We start from the raw sequence: 18,157 nt of genomic DNA on the forward strand, positions 1-18,157 counted from the left end.
GGGCTCGACGTCTCTCCCGACGCCAAGCAGCTGCTGGCCGACCGCGGCTACGACCCCGTCATGGGCGCCCGGCCGCTGCGCCGGACGATCCAGCGCGAGCTGGAGGACTCCCTGTCGGAGAAGATCCTCTACGGCGAGCTCCGGCCCGGTCACATCGCCAAGGTCACCGTCGACGCGCTCGGGTTCGTCTTCACCAGCGAGGACGCGCCCAGCAGGCAGGATGAGAAGGTGACGGCTCCGGCTTGAGATCCCGGCGGGCCCGTCAGTTCTTCGGCTCGGCTTCCTTCCCCCGAGGTACGGCCGGCGGTTTCGGCGGCGGTCCCGGCGGGAGGGGGATCGGATCGTCCTTGAAGAGTTCGGGTACGGCCCGGTAGAGGATGGCGGTGATCGGCACGGCCACGACCGCGCCCGCGATCCCGGCCAGGATGCCGCCGACGGCCAGCACGATGATGATCGCCAGCGGGTGGAAGTGCAGCACCCGGCCGACGATCAGCGGCTGGAGCACGTGGTTCTCCAGCTGCTGCTCGACGATCAGGATGCCGATGAAGATCAGCGCGTAGATCGGGCCCTTCGCGCCGAGCGTGACCAGCGTCGCGACCGCGCCGGCGAACAGGATGCCGACGATCGGGATGAAGCTGGCCAGGAAGATCAGCACGGCGAGTGCCGCCCAGAGCGGGACGCCCATGACGGCCAGCACGACGCCCATGAGCACGCCGTGCACCGCGGCCACGGCCACCGTGCCCTGCACGTAGTGCGACAGCGTGGTCCAGGCGGTCCGCCCGGCCCGGTCGACCCGCGGCGCCATCCGGCCGAACCCCTTGAGGAACCATGACCAGATCTGGTCACCGTCCTTGAGCAGGAAGAACGTCACGAACAACAGGAGCACGATCGAGGCCAGCACCTCCACGACGACCACCGTGCCCGCCAGAACCGTGGAGGTGATCTGCTGCTGCCGCTCAGTGACGAACTTGGCGATCTCATCCACCCAGCCGCTGAGCTGGATCGGCTCCAGGTGCAGCGGACCGGTGTAGAGCCAGCCCTCCACCGTCTTTGCTGTCTGCCTGACCTGTGTCACCAGGCCGGGGAACTCCTCGTTGGCCCGGACGCCGACGATCCAGCCCGTCCCGCCCAGCACGGCGAAGGCGACGAGCATGGTCACCCAGGTGGCGTAGATCGGCCGCAGCCCCGACGCGCGCAGGCGCCGGGTGAGCGGGAACAGCAACGCGGTCAGCAACAGGGCGACCGCCACCGGCAGGGCGACGATGCGCATCGTCGCCACGAAACCGAACACGTAGTTGGCCACGATGCCGATGACGATCAGACACGCGCACCACGCGGCCATCCTCGCCAAGGTCGCCGGAACCAACCGCAGCAGGCGCTCCTGACGTGGATCCATACCCGTCAACTTCCCCACCGGCCGGAGATAGGCACTCTTTCAAGCTTCAAACGAGGGAAATACCGAGAGCAGGCCGGCGGGTACCGCTCTCGCCGAGGCCGCCCTCCCGGCGATCCGGACTTGCTTCGCCGGCCGGCGTGGCCGCGTCTATCGTGCTCCGCCGGGGTTGTCTCTGGCCGCTCGCGTGATGTGCCGCTGTGCCCAGTAGACGACGTGGTCGGCGACCTTCTCCCATTGGGGGGCGCCGAGGGAGAAGTGCGGCATGCGGGCGAACTCCTGGTAGTCGGTGACCGCACGGGACTTGCGGTAGCGCTGGTAGATCGCCCGTACCAGCGTGGTGGGGACGGTGTGGTCGGCGCCGCCGGCGATCAGGAGGAGCGGGGCGCGGGTGTCGTTGTCCACGTCGACCCGGGTGGCGGCGTGCCGCCGCAGGTTGGCGGTGGCGGCCTGGAACAGCGGCCGGCCGGGGGCCGGCACGTGGTAACGCTGGTAGATCGCCTCGGACTCCTGCGCGGTCAGGGTGTTGGTGAAGGCGTAGTGGAACTGTTCGGCGCTGAGCGCCACGGTTCTGGACCGGTTGCGGGGGTTGGCCAGGACCGGCAGGGCCGAACGCAGGCTGCTGAGCGGCAACCGCAGCACGCCCTTGATCGGGGCGGGGTGGATCGCGACGCCGGCGACGCCGAGGCCGCGATCCAGCAGGATCTGCGTGATCAGGCCGCCGAAGGAATGGCCGACGATGATGGGTGGCCGCGGCTGCTCGCGGACGACCTTCTCGTAGAAGTCGGCCACTTCGGTCACGCCCAGGCCTTTCATGACGGACGGATTCTTGCGCAGGGCTTCGACCTCGATCTCCATGCCCGGCCAGGCCGGAGCGGACACCTGGTGGCCGAGCGCGGTGTAGCGCGCTGTCCAGTGTTCCCAGGCACGCGGGGTCAGCCACAGCCCATGAATGAGGACGATGGGACACTTGCTGTCTGTGCTCTCGTTCATGAGGGTTTCTCCTGCCAGGTCATCGATAGGACAGCCGGTGGAGCTCGGGATCCGCGCTGTCCCCTTCAGCGCACAGGAATGGACGGCCGGAGGAAACGGGCAATTCATGCACTGCTCATCTCCTGAGCTGATAACCGAGCCTCGGATGACGAGACCGGACCTGCTCAGAGCTCAAGGACGGCAAGGTGAATGATGTCGAACACGCGACCTCCGCAGGAGGCGGATCCCGCCAACGGTGCGGACCCGGCCCTGGCCGGCGTCCTGAAGGCGATCGGCGAAGCCTCGCGAGCTCTCGCCCTGCGGAACGCGATCGGCCTGGCCCGCGCCGCCGACCGGCAGCGGCTCGCCGTCTACCTGGAGACGATGACGCCTGACCAGCTCGCCGGAATGGCCGACGCCGCACAACTGCTCAGCGTCGAGGCCGGCCGGGCGCTGGCCAGGAGGGCCGAGGACGGGGGTGCGTCACCGGCCGACGCGGCCTCCGGCGACCTCTGACCGCCGGCCCCTTCGTGACGCGGGCGGCGGCGTCAGGCGGGACCGTCCGTGGGTCCGACGGCGGCGCCCGGAGCGCCTTCGACTTATGCGGGCCCGGTGGCCGGGCTGACGGGTTCGAGCCAGCCGAGCCGCCCGGCCAGACTCCGGGCGCTGTCGATGACGGCGGCGATGTGAGGTGAGGGGTTGTCCTGGTGCCACAGCAGTGACCAGGGATAGTGCGTGGCGGGCTCGATCAGGGGCCGCCAGGTGGTGCCCGGCCGGTTGGAGGTGCGGAAGGAGGAGGGGACGCAGTGCACGCAGCGGTGCTGGAGGACGAGATCGGCGGCGGCGCGGCTGCTCTGCACCGTGCCCTCGTAAAGGGTGGGGGCGAACCCGGCCGAGCGGCACAGCGTGAAGACGAACTGGTTGAGCTCCGGCGTCTGGGATTCCTCGCCGAGCAGCAGGAGCTCATCGGCAAGGGCGGCCACGGGTACGCCGTCGGACTCGGCGAAGCGGTGCTCGTCGGGCACCAGCACGCCGAGCGGATCGAGCCTGATCAGCTTGGAGGTCACCTCGCCCGGAGCCTGGGAGGCCTGTCCGATGGCGATGTCCAGGCGGCCGTCGGCCAGTTGCCGGTACTGCTCGGGCGTTCCCGCTTCGACCTGGTGGATGGTGATGCCGGGATGGGTGCGCTGCAGTTCGCGCAGGATCTGCGGCATGGTGTCGTAACCCGCGTCGAGGATGCCGGCGCGCAGCGTGGGTACGGGCGCGGCGGCGTTGCGGGCCACCTGCGCGGCCCTGCCCACGCGATCGAGGATCTGCCGGGCCTCGACGAGGAAGGCGGCACCGGCCGGGGTCAGGTCGACGTGGTGGGTGCTGCGGTCCAGCAGCCGCACCCCCAGCTCGCGTTCCAGCCGCTGGATCTGCTGGCTCAGCGCGGACTGCACGATGTGCTCGCGCTCGGCTGCCCGGCCGAAGTGCAACTCCTCGGCTAGCGTCACGAAATAGCGCAACTGCCGAAATTCCATACACACCACCCCTTCCCGGCCGGGCGGCGACTATCCGGGCCTTCTCCTCCCCCACTCTAAGTGCCACGGGACGGCGTGGCCCGTGCGGACAGAGGCCGTCCGTCAGTCTCCAGCCAGGGCGCGGGCCTGTTCCCGCCGGGGGACGCGGCGGCGTTCGAGGCGCTCCTGATCGGGCCAGTGCACGTTACTCACCCAGCCGAGCCGTTCGAACAGGCCGATCACGGCGGCGGACGGGTCGAGCTGGCCGCGATCCACGCCGTGGCGGGCGCAGGACGGCTCGCTGTGATGACCGTTGTGCCAGCTCTCCCCGAACGACAGCAGCGCCAGCGGCCACAGGTTGGTGGAGCGGTCGTGCCGGCGCGTCTTGAACGGCCGGTTGCCGAGCACGTGGCACAGCGAGTTCACGCTCCAGGTGACGTGCTGCAGGAGCGCGACCCGGATCAGGCCGGCCCAGAGGAAGGCGGTCAGGGCGCCGTACAACGTGCCGGTGATCGCCCAGCCGGCCAGGAACGGCAGCGCCAGCGACAACGCGCACAGCGCGGGAAAGGCGCGCGCCACCCGCGTCATGGCCGGATCGTCCAGCAGATCAGGGACGTAGCGCTGGGCCGGGGTCTGGTCGTCGATGAACAACCAGCCCAGATGGGCGTGGGCAAGCCCCCGAAACTGCCCGCGCAGGCCCGTGCCGTACCGGTAGGGCGAGTGCGGGTCGCCCGGCCGGTCGGTGAAGGCGTGATGACGGCGGTGCACCGCCACCCAGTCGATCACGTTCCCCTGAAAGCCCATCGATCCGGCGACCGCCAGCGCCACGCGCAACCATGGACGGGCCGTGAAGGAGGCATGGGTCAGCAGCCGATGGAAACCGACCGTCACCCCGAGGCCGGTCACCGTATAGAGCACCACGGCGAGCAGGAGGTCGGTGAGCGTGAATCCCCGCCCCCACATCAGGAAGATCGCGACGCCGAGCGCGAGGAACGGCGCCACCACGATCGCCCCTGTCAGTCCCACTTGGAGTCTGCCTGCCGGAACGTGCTCTTCCGCCTCGGGGAAGGGCGATGCGCCGTCGTAGTCCTGACGGCGTTCCGCCGTCTGTTTCGAAATGGTCATGAGTCTCTTTCGTCTCGTCTACACGGTGCGGCGGTGCACGTAGCACCAGCGCCAGGTCGATGGCGATGCCAGGGTGGCGACGACCGGATGGTCGGTCTCCTCGTAGTGGGTGCGGGAGTGACCGCCTCGTGCATCGTCGGAACAGGCCACCCACCCGCAGGTCAGGCACACCAGCAACCGCGCCCAGGCGCGGCCCAGCGCAAGGCATTCCTTGCATTCGGGCAGCCCGGGCTCCACCGTCGGGAGCTGGTCGATGTGTTCGCAGCGCGGGGCCTGACCGTTCAGGCCGGCGCGGTCGGTCGTGTTCGCTCCTTGTGCGTCCAGGGCCATGACGACCCCCTCACGATGACAGCGACGCAAGCTGCGCCGTCTGTTCATCCACCAGTCAAGGCGACCGGCGAACAGGCGGAAACGCGCAATCGCAGCAAGGCTCATCATCTGCCGCGATAAAGGGCCTCCCGGTGGACGTCGTCCGGTCCGGCCCCGGAACCGCCCGGCTCAGTCCTCCGGCTTCTCCTCGGGCGATTTCCCGTCGACGCCGGAGTCGAGGAGGTGGGCCCCGGCGTCGTGCAGGGTGATGCCGTGGCCCAGCACGTGGCCGGGGCCCGGCTCTTCGGGTGTCACGCCGGTCGCCTGGAAGCGAGTGTCGCGGGTCGGGCCGTCGCCGACGAGGTGACCGCGCAGCCGGTGGGCGCGGTCGTACACGGCCCACCGGCCCGCGCCCACCTGCGGCATGGAGTCCGGGTTGTCCTTGAGCCACTGCGCGTTGGCCGCGTGATCGGGCCGCTCGTCAGCTTCTTCCTGCTGAGAGGGGGCCTCTGTGGCATGATCTTCGATCTTGCGAGCACTGCTCATGTCGCGTCTCGCTCTCTGGTGATGGCTGTCGCCTCCGAGACATCGAAGGAGCGTTCTCAGCCTTGCACCACAGGGTATGGCACCGACCCGCACCACACAGGTGATCACGAGTGATGCGCGACTGTGGAGTCTCTTGCCGCCGCTCCCCGGTCATCAGCCGTGGTGATGACCGCTTGCCGCATCAGCGGTTACCGGCCGGCGCGCCGTGGCGTTGACTCGGCTGGGACAGGGCAGGAAGCCGGAGCGTGGGCCCGCGTCCGGCTGCTGTCACTGCCATCGCAGGGTTCTCGCGGAACCGCACCCCAGGGAGAGAAGGCGCGCCATGCCGGACGTACGCCGGAGCGAAACCTCCAACACGTGAGGATAGCGCTGCTGGGACCGATCGCCTGGCGCACGCCTCCACGTCATTACGGCCCGTGGGAGCAGGTGACGAGCCTGCTCGCCGAGGGGCTCCGCGCCGCCGGGGTCGATGTGACGCTGTTCGCCACCTTGGACTCCGTCACCTCCGGAGCGCTGGACGGTGTGTGCCCGCGCGGGTACGCCGACGATCCGTCGCTCGACGGGCGGGTGTGGGAGGCGATGCATGTCGCGCACGCGCTGGGCCGTTCCGGCGAGTTCGACCTCGTCCACAGCCATCTCGACTGGCTGCCGCTGGCCTTCGCCGAGCACTGCCGGGCCCCTTTGCTCACCACGGTCCACGGATTCTCCGGCAGGGGCATCCTGCCCGCCTACGCCCGCGCCCGATCCGCCTATGTGTCCATCTCGGACGCGGACCGTGCCCCCGAGCTGGACTACGTCGCCACCGTGCACCACGGCGTCGAACTGGACGCGTTCCCCTTCGACCCCGTGGGCGGCCGGCGGCTGGTCGTCTTCGGCCGCGTTCATCCCGACAAGGGAACGCACACGGCCATCGAGATCGCCCGGCGGTCCGGGATGCCGCTGACGATCTGCGGCATCGTCCAGGACGAACGGTACTTCGAGGAGGAGATCGTGCCGAAGATCGACGGCGAGCGGGTCAGCTTCCTCGGCTCCGTCGGGCCGGGGACGCGGGGCCGGATCCTCGGCGGCGCCGCCGCACTGCTGCATCCCATCGCGTTCGACGAGCCTTTCGGCCTGTCGGTGGTCGAGGCGATGGCCTGCGGCACTCCCGTCGTCGCCTACCGGCGCGGGTCCATGGCCGAAGTGGTGGATCCGGGCGTGACGGGTTTCCTGGCGGACTCCCTCGACGAGGCGGTCACCGCCGTGGCACGCATCGCGACGATCGACCGCGCGAGCTGCCGCGCGCAGGCGGAACGCAGGTTCAGTGCCGATCGGATGGTGGGGAGTTATCTGACCATATATCGCGAAATGTTAGGACAAATCTAGCGACTGATACTGTCAGGCGTACGCGAACCACGCCATCAGCTGATCGGTCGCGTCGGCCGGGCCCCCGAATGAGGACGGGCCCCCGGTGAAGTCTCCAGGTTCCCCCGCGGACGCACAGGCAGACGGGTAACCGTCTTCACCGAGCGAGCAGCACCCGAGTCCCATCGTGGTGCGGCCGGATGACCGAAAGGCGAGACAGTTGGCCCTCACATACGGGTTCCTCAGCACCCACCCGCCCACCCAGTGCGGGCTCGCGACCTTCAACTCCGCCCTGGCCTCGCATCTGGCCAGGGGTGAAAGGTCCGGCGGAATCGTCCGTGTCACCGCGGAAGGTGACGACGAACGCCCGCAGCCCGGAGTCGTGCACACCTGGACTCCCAGCGGGCCCGGCGGCTGGCAGGCCGCGGCCTCCGCTCTCGAGGACTTCGACGTGGCCATCGTGCAGCACGAGTACGGCATCTACCCCGGCCTGGACGGTCAGGACGTCCTGCCGTTGCTGCGGTCCCTCACCGTGCCGAGCATCGTGGTCCTGCACACCGTCCTGGTCGGGCCCACTCCCCCGCAGAAGGCCCTGCTCGAAGAGATCGCGGACGCGGCGGACGCGATCGTGACCATGACCGGCACCGCTCGTGACCGGTTGACGGCCGGTTACCGGGTGGATGCCGGCAAGGTGTTCGTCATTCCGCACGGGGCCGCCGACCACCTGCGGGTCCCGGCGCGGCGGCGCCCCCGTCCGCATCTGCTCACCTGGGGGCTGCTCGGCCCCGGCAAAGGAATCGAATGGGCGGTGCGTGCCCTCTCGCTCCTGGTCGGCCTCGACCCCGCACCGATCTACACGATCGCCGGCAAGACCCACCCCAAGGTGCTGGAGTTCCAAGGCGAGGCCTATCGCGACGGCCTGCACGACCTCGCCGCCCGGCTGGGAGTGTCCGCGGCCGTGCGGCACGACCCCGTCTACCGGGATCAGCACTCGCTGAGCCGGCTGATCCGCTCGGCGGACGTCGTCGTGCTGCCCTATGACTCGGCGGAGCAGGTGACGTCCGGTGTCCTCATCGAGGCCGTGGCCGCCGGTGTGCCGGTCGTCGCCACCTCCTTCCCGCACGCCGTGGAACTGCTCACCAACGGCCCGGGGCTGCTCGTTCCCCACGGCGACCCCGCCGCGCTCGCTTCCGCCATCCGCCGCGTCCTCACCCGGCCGGGGCTGGCCCAGCAGCTCACCGGGCGTACCCGCGCCCTGCTCCCGACGCTGCTGTGGCCGTCGGTCGCGGCCCGATACGACGGGCTCGGCCGGTCGCTCGTCGCCGCGCGACCGGCCGCGATGCTGCCGTGAGCGCCGCCACACCGGGTTTCGAGCATCTGCTCCGGCTGAGCGACGACACGGGCCTGTTCGAGCACGCCCGGTACGCCGTCGTCCGGCGGGAGCACGGCTACTGCACCGACGACGTCGCCCGCGGCCTCGTCGTCGCCTGCCGCGAACCGCGCCCCGGCCGGCGACTGACCCGGCTGGCCGAGTGCTACCTGGCCTTCCTCACCCACGCGCAGGATCGGTCCGGCGCGTTCCGCAACCGGCTCACCTTCGGCCGTCGCTGGGTCGAGCCGCCGGGCGTCGGCGACTGGTGGGGACGGGCGATGTGGGGCCTGGGCACCGCGGCGGCCCGCACCGCCATCCCCTGGATCCGGGACGAGGCGCTGCACACCTTCGTTCGCGGCGCCGAACAGCGCTCCCCGCATCCCCGCGCCATGGCCTTCGCCGGGCTCGGCGCGGCGGAGGTCCTGCGCATGACACCGGACAGCACCGTGGCCGCCTCCCTGCTGATGGACGCCGTGGCGGCGATCGGCACACCCTCGGAGCAACCCACCTGGCCGTGGCCGCAACCTCAGCTGACCTACGCCAACGCCGCTCTCGCAGAAGTGATCGTCGCCGCCGGGGAGCTGAGCGATGACCGGCAGCTGCTCACCACCGGCCTGCGCATGCTGACCTGGCTGTCGGACATCCAGACGCACGACGGCCTGCTCGCCGTCGTGCCCGCCACCGGCTGGCGGCAGGGCGCGCCCCGGGCCCGCTACGACCAGCAGCCGATCGAGGTGGCCGCGCTCGCCGACGCCTGCGCCACCGCGGCCTGCGTGACCGGCGACGACGTGTGGCACGAGCGGGTACGGCGGTCGGTGGCCTGGTTCGAGGGAGCCAACGACGCCCACGTCTCGATGCGGGACCCGGCGACCGGCGGCGGCTACGACGGCCTGACCGAGCACGGTCCGAACCTCAACCAGGGAGCGGAGTCGACCATCGCGCTGATCTCCACCATGCAGCATGCCAGGCGGCTCTGATGAGCATCAGGGATCTGGCCACCCGGCTCGGCCCGACCCTCACTCCCGACCCGCGAAGAGTGATCATCAAGCTCTTCGTGCCCGGCGAGGACGCCGCGCTCACCCGGAGCAGGGCCGCCGCGCTGATCGACCGCATCACGCTCCTCGACGAGGACCAGACCACCGAGATGCTCCAGGAGACGCTGCGCCGCTTCGGCAACCGGCACCACGACCTCGAAACGACCTTCGCCCATCACCACGACCTGGTCCGCCATCGCGTCCCGCGCGACGTCGACCTGTCCCTGCCGGCCCGCCTCCTCGTGGGCGCCTACTTCAGTCACGAGTACGCCGTGGAGGGCGCGGCGGTGTGCAATCCCTCCATGGTTCCCCATCCCGACCAGTCCGGCCTGCGCCCCGGGCAACTCCGTGTGGCGATCAGCCTGCGGCAGATCGGCGAGGGGCACCTGTCCTCGATCGGCTTCGCCACGGCGCTGCTCGGCCCCGGCTCCGAGCTGGCGATCGGCGACCGCTCGGGAACGTTGTCCGTCGGACGCCGGAACCGGATCCGCCATCGACGCGACCTGCTCGCCGCCGGGCTCAGCGACGACGCCAGGGACAACGAGGTGACGGCCGCCGTTCTGCGATCCCTGCCGGAACGCTTCGACGACAACGACTTCGAGTACGCGATCGCCCGGCTTCCCGGCGACCTGCTCACCCGCACGTCCACCCAACCGACCCTGGAAGAGATGCGCCGCGCCACGCACTCCGACTACGCCGTGGCCTTCCCCGCTGACCTCCCCCTGCACCGGCGCGTTCTCTGGCCATCGACCACGGCCGAGTCCAACGGCATGGAGGACGCGCGATTCGTCCGCATCGCCGACCGGGACGGCGCACCTTCGTACCGGGCCACCTACACCGCCTATGACGGGCGGCACATCCGCTCCCACCTGATCGCCAGTGACGACCTGCGTCACTTCGCGATCACTCCCATGCGCGGCCCGGCCGCCGTGAACAAGGGCATGGCGCTCTTCCCGCGACCGGTCGGCGGGCGGACGCTGGCGCTGTGCCGCTCCGACGGCGAGACCATCGGCCTCACGGCGCTCGACCGGCACAACAGCTGGCAGCCGCCGACGCCTTTGCACAGCCCCCGCCAGGACTGGGAGCTCATCCAGGTGGGCAACTGCGGATCCCCCATCGAGACCGGCGCCGGCTGGCTCGTCCTGACCCATGGTGTCGGCCCCATGCGCGACTACTCGATCGGCGCCCTGCTGCTCGACCTGTACGAGCCGCACCGTGTCATCGCCGAGCTGCCCGGAACGCTCCTCACCGCCGACGACAGCGAGCGCGAAGGCTATGTGCCCAATGTCGTGTACTCCTGCGGCGGCCTGCTTCACGATGACGCCGTGTGGTTGCCCTATGGGGCAAGCGACACCTGGATCGGATTCGCCCGGGTGCCGCTCGGCACCCTCATCAACGCGATGCGTCCGCTGCGGTGAGCCGTCGTCACAGGCGCAGGTGCCGGACCAGGGCGTCGAGGACGACCACGTCCTCCCCCGGCTCCAGTGTCTGGGGGTTCAGCGCGATCGCGTCGCCGGAGACGCCGGTCACGCCGACCGCGATCCGCGGGTCCCCGTCCCACAGGGCCCGCACCAGCGCGTCCCGGGTCCAGCCGCTGGCCGGCAGCAGCCGGACGATCGCTCGCCCGTGCGGCTGGCCCGCCTCGCTCGGGTAGCCGCGTTCGGCGACGACGCCCGGCAGTCCGCGCAGACCCGCGATCCACCGGTCGACGATCTGCTCGTAGCCCGCCAGCAACGCCTGTTCGTCCTGGTCCAGGGTCCATTCGACGGCGGCGTACAGGGCGAGGAGTTCTTCCTTGCCGACCTTCATGCCGCGGCCGATCTCCTGGTTCGGTGACGCGTGGGCCCGGCACCGGTCGACGATCCAGCGCCGCCCCAGCACCAGGCCGCTGGCCTGGGGGCCGCGCAGGCCCTTGCCGCCGCTGAAGATGACGGCGTCGGCGCCGAGGCCGGTGGTGAAGTGCCACAGTGAGGAGACGGGCGGGATCTGGGCGGCCGCGTCCACGAGCACCGGTACGGCCGGGTCGAGCTCCCGCGCGACGCGCAGCACGTCCTCGATCGGCAGCGCGCCCGCCGCGTAGTGGGCGCCGGCGAACCACAGGACGCAGGCGGGGCGGCGGGCCAGGGCGGCCCTGAGCTCCGCGATCGACGGGCCGATCTCGACGATGCGGGCGCCGGTCAGGCGGGCCGCGTAGTCGTAGCCGTTGCGCTGGCCGGTGAACATGACGACCTCGGCCTCGGCCGGGAACGCCTGCGCGGGCCCCCCGACGCAGGACGCGACCGTGAGGGTGATCGCCGCCGCCGCGCCGGACGTCACGCAGGCCGCCTCGTTGCGGGTGAGCGCGGCCAGGCGCTCGCCGACCCGGTCGTGCAGTTCGGGCAGGTCGACGAAGCAGGACGCGGCCTGCGCCATCGCCTTCAGCGCCGGCGGCGGCATCAGCGAGCCGCCCAGCGCGGTGAGCGTCGCGGAGGCGTTGACGACGGGCCGGACGCCGAAGGGGTTGCTCATACGACGAACTTCGACATCGCCGGTACGCCGCAGCGCTCGGCCAGCCAGGCGTCCAGGTGGTCGTTGTCGGTGCCGTCGAGGTGGGTCAGCTGGTAGACGGTCGCGGCGGGCAGGGCGTCGGCGAGCGCGGCGCACCAGCCGGGGTCGTCCACGGCGAGCAGCGTGCGGGCGGTCACCGCGGGTGCGTGCCGGATCGGGTCGAAGTAGGAGAGGGTGTGGCCGATGGTCTGCGCCGATGAGCCGGCGCGCAGGTGGTCGTTGAGCTCCTCCAGGGGGTAGTGGCTCGACTTCAGGCGGGCCTCCATCGCCCGGTGGAACAGCAGCTCCGAGAGCTGGACCGCGCTGAACCCGGGCCGCCGGGCCGCCGTCAGCAGGGCCAGGTCGTCGCCGCGGACGGCCACCCGCGCCGGATCGACCTCGGCCAGGCTCATCAGGAACTCCGCGGCCCGCAGGCAGTCCGCGGCGATCCCGCGATAGACGTACGTCGCCGGGTCGTCGATGCCCATCGTGAGCAGTCCCGGGTACGCCGCCGCGAACCCTTCGTCGGCCAGCCGCTGGCCCCGGTGCATCAGGCCGAACAGGACGTACCGGCTCCGGTCGTTCGGGTGCGGCATGTCGTTGACGCTCCCGTACCGCGGCGTCTGCAGCAGCGCGGGGAACGGCCCGTCACCGGCCGGGATGCTCAGCCAGCCGGTGACGCGGTACGGCCCGGCGCTGGTGAGCCGCACGGTGTAGCTGGTCGCCTCGTCCGTCGTCCGGGCCGGCACCGGGTCGAGCACGGGCCGGGCCGGGATCGCGGCCAGTTCCGCGTCCACGGCGGACCAGTAGGCGTCGAAGGTCATCGGGTCCACCGTCCCGGGGGGAGGTACGTCGGAGTTCATCGGTTCACCGTCCCGGGGTGAGGTGTGCGGCAAGGAAGTCCTCCACGATGCGCAGCACGCCGGGCAGCCCGGCGTGGTGCGCGCAGTGCGGGTAGGCGTGCAGGGTGGTCTCGCAGGTCAGCGCCCGGCGCAGGGCGAACCCGGTCTCCGGCGGGCACACGTCGTCCTCCATCCCGACATACAGCAGCGTCGGCGCCCGCACCTTGGGCGCGAAGTTGAGCCCGTCGTAGTAGGCGACCGTCTCCCGCACCCGGCCGGCGTCCTCCGGGTGCAGCCGCAGGTACTCGTTGATCTCCTCGTACGGGTACGACCGGGTCAGCGTCGCCGCGGTCATGATCCCGCACAGGTACGGCGCCCCCGCCGCGACGCACCGGATCACGTCCGGCATGAGCGCGGCCGTGGAGATCCCGAGCCCGCCGCCCTGGCTCGACCCCTGCAGCCCGATCCGCGAACTGTCGACCTCGGGGCGTTCGAGCAGCACCTCGACCGCCCGCACCACGTCCAGGTAAAAACCGCGATATCCATAGGTCTGGGGGTCGGCGATGTTGTGCGTCAGCAGTCCCGGATAGCCCGGGTTGAACAGCTCGTTCGACCGCAGTTTCCCGCGCGGCGCGACCGCGAGCGCGGCGTACCCGAGCTCGGACCACTCCTTCGGGATCGTCGGCTCCGAGATGTAGCCGGGGATCGTGACCAGTGCCGGATAGGGGGCGGAGGGGCCGCGCGGCACGGTGTACCAGCCGGCCACCCGCAGCCCGCCGTAGCTGGTGTACCGCAGGTCGTGCACGATCACCCGGTCCGTGGACAGCGCCGGCAGCTCGGTCAGGACGGGGTCCAGGGGGTGCGACGCGCAGTCCGCCAGACCGGCCGCCCAGAAGTCGTCGAAGTCGTCCGGCAGCTCGACCTCGACGACCGCGTTTTTCGGGTCTCTCAACAGCGTTCCTCTCAGTACGGGGCTAGGACGGCGCGTGCAGCGCGGTGCCGTCGGAGGCCTTGAACAGGTGCAGCCGCTCCCGGTTGAAGCCGGCGTACACCGTGCTGTCATGACCCAGCCGGAACGGCACCGGCACCCGGGCCTTCAGCAGCTCGCCGCCGATCCGGACGGTGACGAGCACGTCGGGCCCGAGCGGCTCGGACACGAACACCTTCCCCGGCTGGTACCCCTCGACCGGGGTCGGCGACAGCGTCACGTCCTCCGGCCGGACGCCGAGGACGACGGCCGGGTCGTCCGGCGCGTCGTCGTACGGGCCCAGCTCCTGCGTCAGCTCGCCGCCCCGGAAGACCCGCACGCCGTCCACGTCGGCCAGCTCGCCGGTGACGAAGTTCATCGGCGGCGAGCCCATGAACGAGGCGACGAAGCGGTTGGCCGGCCGTTCGTAGATCTCCCCCGGCGTCGCGCACTGCTGCACGACGCCGTCACGCATCACCGCGATCCGGTCCGACATCGTCATCGCCTCGACCTGGTCGTGGGTGACGTAGATGAACGTACGGGCGACGTCCACGTGCAGCCGCTTGATCTCCGCCCGCATCAGCACCCGCAGCTGCGCGTCCAGGTTGGACAGCGGCTCGTCGAGCAGGTACGCCCCGGCGTCGCGGACGATCGCGCGGCCGAGCGCGACCCGCTGCCGCTGGCCGCCGGACAGCTCGCGCGGCTTGCGGTCCAGCAGGTCCTCGATGTCCAGCGTCCTGGCCGCCCGCAGCACCTGCTCGTCGATCGTCGCCTTGGGCACCCGCATCATCTTCAGCGCGAACCCGATGTTCTGCCGCACCGTCTTGTGCGGGTAGAGCGCGTAGCTCTGGAACACCATCGCGACGTCGCGCTTGTTGGCCGGCAGCCAGCTGACCGGCTTGCCGTCGAAGAAGACGTTCCCCTTCGTGGGCCGTTCCAGGCCGCAGATCATCCGCAGGGTCGTCGACTTCCCGCAGCCGGACGGGCCGACCAGGGTGAGGAACTCCTGATCCTCGATGGTCAGGTTCAGGTCATCCACCACGGTCTTGCCGCCGAACGCCTTGGTGATGCCTTCGAGCCGTACCTCTGCCATCTGTCAGCCCTTCACGGATCCGGCGGCCATGCCCTGGACCAGCTTGCGCTGGAAGAGCAGGGCCAGCACCAGGGGTGGGACGACCGCGAGCACGCCGGCCGCGGCCATCACGGTGAACTGGGTGTTGAAGTCGGTGGCGAAGTTCGCCGCCACGACCGGGATCGTCTTCGCCGCCTCGGTGCTGGTCAGGAACAAGGCGAACATGAACTCGTTCCAGGCGGTCATGAACGCGAACACCGCGGCCGCGACCAGCCCGGGGGCCGCGACCGGCAGGAACACCGACCACATGGTCCGGAACCAGCCGCACCGGTCCACCCGGGCCGCCTCCTCCAGCTCGCGCGGCACCGAGCGGAAGAAGTCCTTCAGGATCCAGATCGTGATCGGCAGCGCGAACGTCGTGTACGACAGGATCAGCGCCAGGTAGGTGTCCAGCAGCCCGAACGTCCGCATCAGCAGGTAGAACGGGATGATGATCGCGATGCCCGGCACCATCCGGGTGAGCAGGTAGAGGACCAGCAGCACCTGGCTGCCGCGGAACTTCAGCCGCGAGAACGAGTACGCCGCGAACGTGGCCAGCACCAGGTTCAGCACCGCCGTCGAGGTGGCCACGATCAGGCTGTTGCGCAGCGAGTACGGCGTCTCGTCGATCGCCCGGCCGCCGACGAGCTGCTGCGCCTCGTTCGGGTTGACGAAGCCGAGATAGTTCTCCAGCGTCGCCGGGTTCGGGATCCAGTGCGGCGGTACGGAGATCGCGTCCACCTCGCGCATGAAGCTCATCGCGACGATCCAGTAGAACGGCAGCACCAGATAGAGCGCGAACGCGACCGCCAGCACGTACAGGACGATCTTCTTCCAGGGGATGCGGTAGCGCAGGGGGACCTTGACGACGGTGCTCATACCTCGAAGTTCCCCTTCCGGTAGAGCAGGCCGATGTAGCCGACGGAGATCAGCAGGGTGATCGCGGTGATGACCCAGGCGTAGGCGCTGCCCAGGCCGAAGTCGGTGAAGGTGAGCACGGTCTGCACGTCGAGCAGGGCGATGGTGGTGGTCGCGTCGCCCGGTCCGCCGCCGGTCAGCACGTAGATGGTGTCGAAGGCGCGGAAGGCGTTCATCGTCTCCAGGATCAGCACGATGAGCAGGGGGTGCAGCAGCCACGGCAGGGTCACGTGGACGAAGCGCCGCAGCCCCCCGGCCCGGTCGACGGTGGCGGCGTCGTACAGCTCCGCGGGGATCGTCGACAGCCCGGCGAGCAGGATGATCACCGCGAACGGGAGCGTGTTCCACACCTGGGCCAGCGCGGTGAACAGGAAGGCGCCGGTCCCCGACGTCAGCCATGCCTGGTAACCGTCGATCAGCCCGAGCTGGGTCAGCAGGCCGTTCAGCGCACCGGTCTTGGCGTCGAAGATGGTCCGCCACATGAGGCCGTTCACCACGCCGGGCATCGCCCACGGCAGCAGGGCCAGGCTGAGCAGCAGCCCGCGGCCGCGGAAGCGCTCGTTCAGCACCAGCGCCAGGATGAGCGCGAGGACGACGGTCAGCCCGAGCACGAGCAGGACGAACAGGGCCGACACCTTCAGCGCGGACAGGAAGGCCTGGTCGCTGAGCAGGGCGCCGTAGTTGTCGAGGCCGACGAACTTGGTCGCGCGCGGGCGTTTGAGGTTGTGCCGCTGCAGGCTGACCCAGAACGAGTACGCGATGGGGTAGGCGATCAGCAGGGTGACGACGATGATGGCCGGCGCGTTCAGGGCCCAGGCCTTGGCGTTGTCGCCCAGCGGCCGGCGTTCGGCGAGTGCGGCCATGCTCAGTTGTACTTCTTCTTCAGCGTCTCGACGGTCTGCGCCAGGCCCGCCACCGCCGCGGCCGGCTGCACCTGGTTGCTGAGCACGCCCTGCACGACCTTGTGCATCTCGATCTCGAACTCGGTGTACCAGGGCACGCCGAGCACGTTGCGCGGCGTGGCGACCTCGCCCAGGTGGGCGTAGACCTTCGGGTCGGCGAACTTCTCCAGCGACGCGGTGACCTCCGGGTCGCTCGCCATCGACTTGTAGGCGAAGCCGAGGCCGCGCTGCAGGAACCAGAACTTCGCGGTGTAGGGCTGCTTGTTCGCGTCGAGCCCGCCCAGGTAGGTGAGCAGCTTGAACGCGTCGTCCTTGACCTCGGTGTCCTTGGCCAGGGCGTAGAGCCGGGTGTTGCTGACCGTCCCGTGCTCCTTGCCGTCGAGGCTCGGCACCAGCGCCAGCCGGATCTTGCCGGCGGCCTTGGACTTGGCGGCGTCGTTGTAGTCGCGGCTGGCGTAGCGCGCGCCGATCGTGTACGCGTACCGGTTCGCCTTCATCGCGTTGTCGACCGGGACCGCGAGCAGTTGCAGGCAGGCCGGGTCGATCACCTTCGACTTGGTCGCCGCCTGCTGCAGCCAGGAGAAGACGTCCTTCACCACGGTGTCGGTGGTGTTCATGATCGGCGCCTGCTGCTCGTCGAACATGTTGCCGCCGCTGCCGAAGATGAGCGCCCACACCCAGGCCCACCAGGTGTCGGACAGCTGCGCCGGCACGCCGATGGGGTACTCCAGCAGGCCGGCCTCCTTGATCTTGACGGCCTGCGCCTCCAGCTCCTCCAGGCTGGCCGGAGGTTTCTTGATGCCGGCCTTGTCGAGGATCTCGCTGTTGTAGAGCAGGCAGTTGGAGTCGGTGTAGTACGGCAGGCCGTACCGTTTGCCCTGGTAAGTCATCGCGGCCGCGTTGCCGGGATAGATGGCCGCGTACACCTCGTCGACGCCGGGCAGGCCGTCGAGCGGCTGCAGGTAGTCGCCGTCGACCCAGGCCGCGAGGGAGTCGTCGTAGACGTAGAGGGCGTCGGGGCCGCCGCCTCCGGTGAACTCGGCCACTACCTTCTGCACGTACTGCGCGCTGGTGATGGGGGTGTAGTCGACCTTGATGTTGGTGGTCTTGGTGAAGTTGTCCAGGTTCTGCTGGACGAGGGCGGCCTCGTAGTCCCAGCCCTCGAACTTCACGCTGCCGTCACCCGAGCCTGCTCCGCCGCCTGAGCAGGCGGCCAGCAGGGGCGACACGGCGGGCATGGCCAGCCCGAGTCCCGCGTACTTCAGGATCTGGCGGCGGTTGAGCTCCATGGTTG

At 70.2% G+C, this 18,157-nt stretch carries 18 protein-coding genes and 1 pseudogene; 6 read left to right on the forward strand and 13 right to left on the reverse strand.

Going from position 1 to position 18,157, the window contains the following annotated elements:
• Positions 1–246: pseudogene (locus tag B0I32_RS29810) on the forward strand (ATP-dependent Clp protease ATP-binding subunit ClpC); the annotation flags it as partial.
• Between the two features lie 16 nt (positions 247–262).
• On the opposite strand, the gene B0I32_RS29815 reads toward B0I32_RS29810, so the two are convergent.
• Both B0I32_RS29815 and B0I32_RS29820 read right to left on the reverse strand, forming a co-directional pair.
• The gene (locus B0I32_RS29815; RefSeq protein WP_106245449.1) at positions 263–1,396 is read right to left on the reverse strand and encodes an AI-2E family transporter; all 1,134 of its coding nucleotides are present in this window, start codon (positions 1,394–1,396) and stop codon (positions 263–265) included.
• A 147-nt stretch (positions 1,397–1,543) separates the two neighbouring features.
• The gene (locus tag B0I32_RS29820; protein ID WP_106245451.1) at positions 1,544–2,386 is read right to left on the reverse strand and encodes an alpha/beta hydrolase; all 843 of its coding nucleotides are present in this window, start codon (positions 2,384–2,386) and stop codon (positions 1,544–1,546) included.
• A 189-nt stretch (positions 2,387–2,575) separates the two neighbouring features.
• Here B0I32_RS29820 and B0I32_RS29825 point away from each other — a divergent pair, with 189 nt between their 5' ends.
• A complete protein-coding gene (locus tag B0I32_RS29825; RefSeq protein WP_106245453.1) occupies positions 2,576–2,881 on the forward strand; it encodes a hypothetical protein in 306 nt (101 codons plus the stop codon).
• Positions 2,882–2,964: 83 nt separating this feature from the next.
• Here the strand turns inward: B0I32_RS29825 and B0I32_RS29830 are convergent, their stop codons facing one another.
• The 4 genes from B0I32_RS29830 to B0I32_RS29845 all read right to left on the reverse strand — a co-directional run bounded on the left by B0I32_RS29830 (position 2,965) and on the right by B0I32_RS29845 (position 5,847).
• Positions 2,965–3,888 (reverse strand): LysR family transcriptional regulator, encoded by a 924-nt coding sequence (locus B0I32_RS29830; protein WP_106245454.1) that lies wholly within the window; start codon positions 3,886–3,888, stop codon positions 2,965–2,967.
• Positions 3,889–3,990: 102 nt separating this feature from the next.
• Entirely contained in the window at positions 3,991–4,992 is a 1,002-nt protein-coding gene (locus tag B0I32_RS29835; RefSeq protein ID WP_106245456.1) for an acyl-CoA desaturase, read from the reverse strand.
• Positions 4,993–5,010: 18 nt separating this feature from the next.
• Complete coding sequence (locus tag B0I32_RS29840; RefSeq protein ID WP_181307923.1) at positions 5,011–5,322, reverse strand: UBP-type zinc finger domain-containing protein; 312 nt, start codon at positions 5,320–5,322, stop codon at positions 5,011–5,013.
• Between the two features lie 168 nt (positions 5,323–5,490).
• A complete protein-coding gene (locus B0I32_RS29845) occupies positions 5,491–5,847 on the reverse strand; it encodes a hypothetical protein (RefSeq protein ID WP_106245459.1) in 357 nt (118 codons plus the stop codon).
• Positions 5,848–6,204: 357 nt separating this feature from the next.
• Between B0I32_RS29845 and B0I32_RS29850 the strand changes: the two genes are divergently transcribed.
• The 4 genes from B0I32_RS29850 to B0I32_RS29865 all read left to right on the forward strand — a co-directional run bounded on the left by B0I32_RS29850 (position 6,205) and on the right by B0I32_RS29865 (position 11,015).
• Entirely contained in the window at positions 6,205–7,212 is a 1,008-nt protein-coding gene (locus B0I32_RS29850) for a glycosyltransferase family 4 protein (protein WP_106245461.1), read from the forward strand.
• A gap of 199 nt (positions 7,213–7,411) precedes the next feature.
• On the forward strand, positions 7,412–8,542 hold the full coding sequence (locus B0I32_RS29855; RefSeq protein ID WP_106245462.1) for a glycosyltransferase: 1,131 nt from the start codon (positions 7,412–7,414) through the stop codon (positions 8,540–8,542).
• A complete protein-coding gene (locus B0I32_RS29860) occupies positions 8,539–9,540 on the forward strand; it encodes a glycosyltransferase (RefSeq protein WP_106245464.1) in 1,002 nt (333 codons plus the stop codon). Before B0I32_RS29855 ends, B0I32_RS29860 begins: the two co-directional genes overlap by 4 nt.
• Positions 9,540–11,015, forward strand: coding sequence for a glycoside hydrolase family 130 protein (locus B0I32_RS29865; protein WP_106245465.1), 1,476 nt, complete (start codon positions 9,540–9,542; stop codon positions 11,013–11,015). Before B0I32_RS29860 ends, B0I32_RS29865 begins: the two co-directional genes overlap by 1 nt.
• A 7-nt stretch (positions 11,016–11,022) precedes the next feature.
• On the opposite strand, the gene B0I32_RS29870 is transcribed toward B0I32_RS29865, so the two are convergent.
• Genes B0I32_RS29870 through B0I32_RS29900 form a run of 7 tightly spaced genes read right to left on the reverse strand, consistent with a single transcriptional unit; the run spans position 11,023 to position 18,152 of the window.
• Positions 11,023–12,105 carry an aminotransferase class V-fold PLP-dependent enzyme gene (locus B0I32_RS29870; protein ID WP_106245467.1) on the reverse strand — a complete coding sequence of 361 codons (1,083 nt, stop codon included), beginning with the start codon at positions 12,103–12,105 and terminating at the stop codon, positions 11,023–11,025.
• Positions 12,102–12,986, reverse strand: coding sequence for an acetylxylan esterase (locus B0I32_RS29875; RefSeq protein WP_106245469.1), 885 nt, complete (start codon positions 12,984–12,986; stop codon positions 12,102–12,104). The genes B0I32_RS29870 and B0I32_RS29875 overlap by 4 nt, the downstream gene beginning before the upstream one ends.
• A 4-nt stretch (positions 12,987–12,990) precedes the next feature.
• On the reverse strand, positions 12,991–13,917 hold the full coding sequence (locus tag B0I32_RS29880) for an acetylxylan esterase (protein WP_181307925.1): 927 nt from the start codon (positions 13,915–13,917) through the stop codon (positions 12,991–12,993).
• Between the two features lie 22 nt (positions 13,918–13,939).
• Positions 13,940–15,025, reverse strand: a complete 1,086-nt coding sequence (locus B0I32_RS29885) for an ABC transporter ATP-binding protein (protein WP_106245472.1) — start codon at positions 15,023–15,025, stop codon at positions 13,940–13,942.
• A gap of 3 nt (positions 15,026–15,028) precedes the next feature.
• Positions 15,029–15,922, reverse strand: a complete 894-nt coding sequence (locus B0I32_RS29890) for a carbohydrate ABC transporter permease (RefSeq protein ID WP_106245474.1) — start codon at positions 15,920–15,922, stop codon at positions 15,029–15,031.
• Positions 15,919–16,824 carry a carbohydrate ABC transporter permease gene (locus B0I32_RS29895; protein WP_106245476.1) on the reverse strand — a complete coding sequence of 302 codons (906 nt, stop codon included), beginning with the start codon at positions 16,822–16,824 and terminating at the stop codon, positions 15,919–15,921. Before B0I32_RS29895 ends, B0I32_RS29890 begins: the two co-directional genes overlap by 4 nt.
• 2 nt (positions 16,825–16,826) lie before the next feature.
• Positions 16,827–18,152 (reverse strand): extracellular solute-binding protein, encoded by a 1,326-nt coding sequence (locus B0I32_RS29900; protein ID WP_106245478.1) that lies wholly within the window; start codon positions 18,150–18,152, stop codon positions 16,827–16,829.
• Positions 18,153–18,157: the final 5 nt, after the last annotated feature.

The sequence above is a fragment of the Nonomuraea fuscirosea genome, assembly GCF_003001935.1.
In the GTDB taxonomy this organism is placed as follows: Bacteria; Actinomycetota; Actinomycetes; order Streptosporangiales; family Streptosporangiaceae; genus Nonomuraea; species Nonomuraea fuscirosea.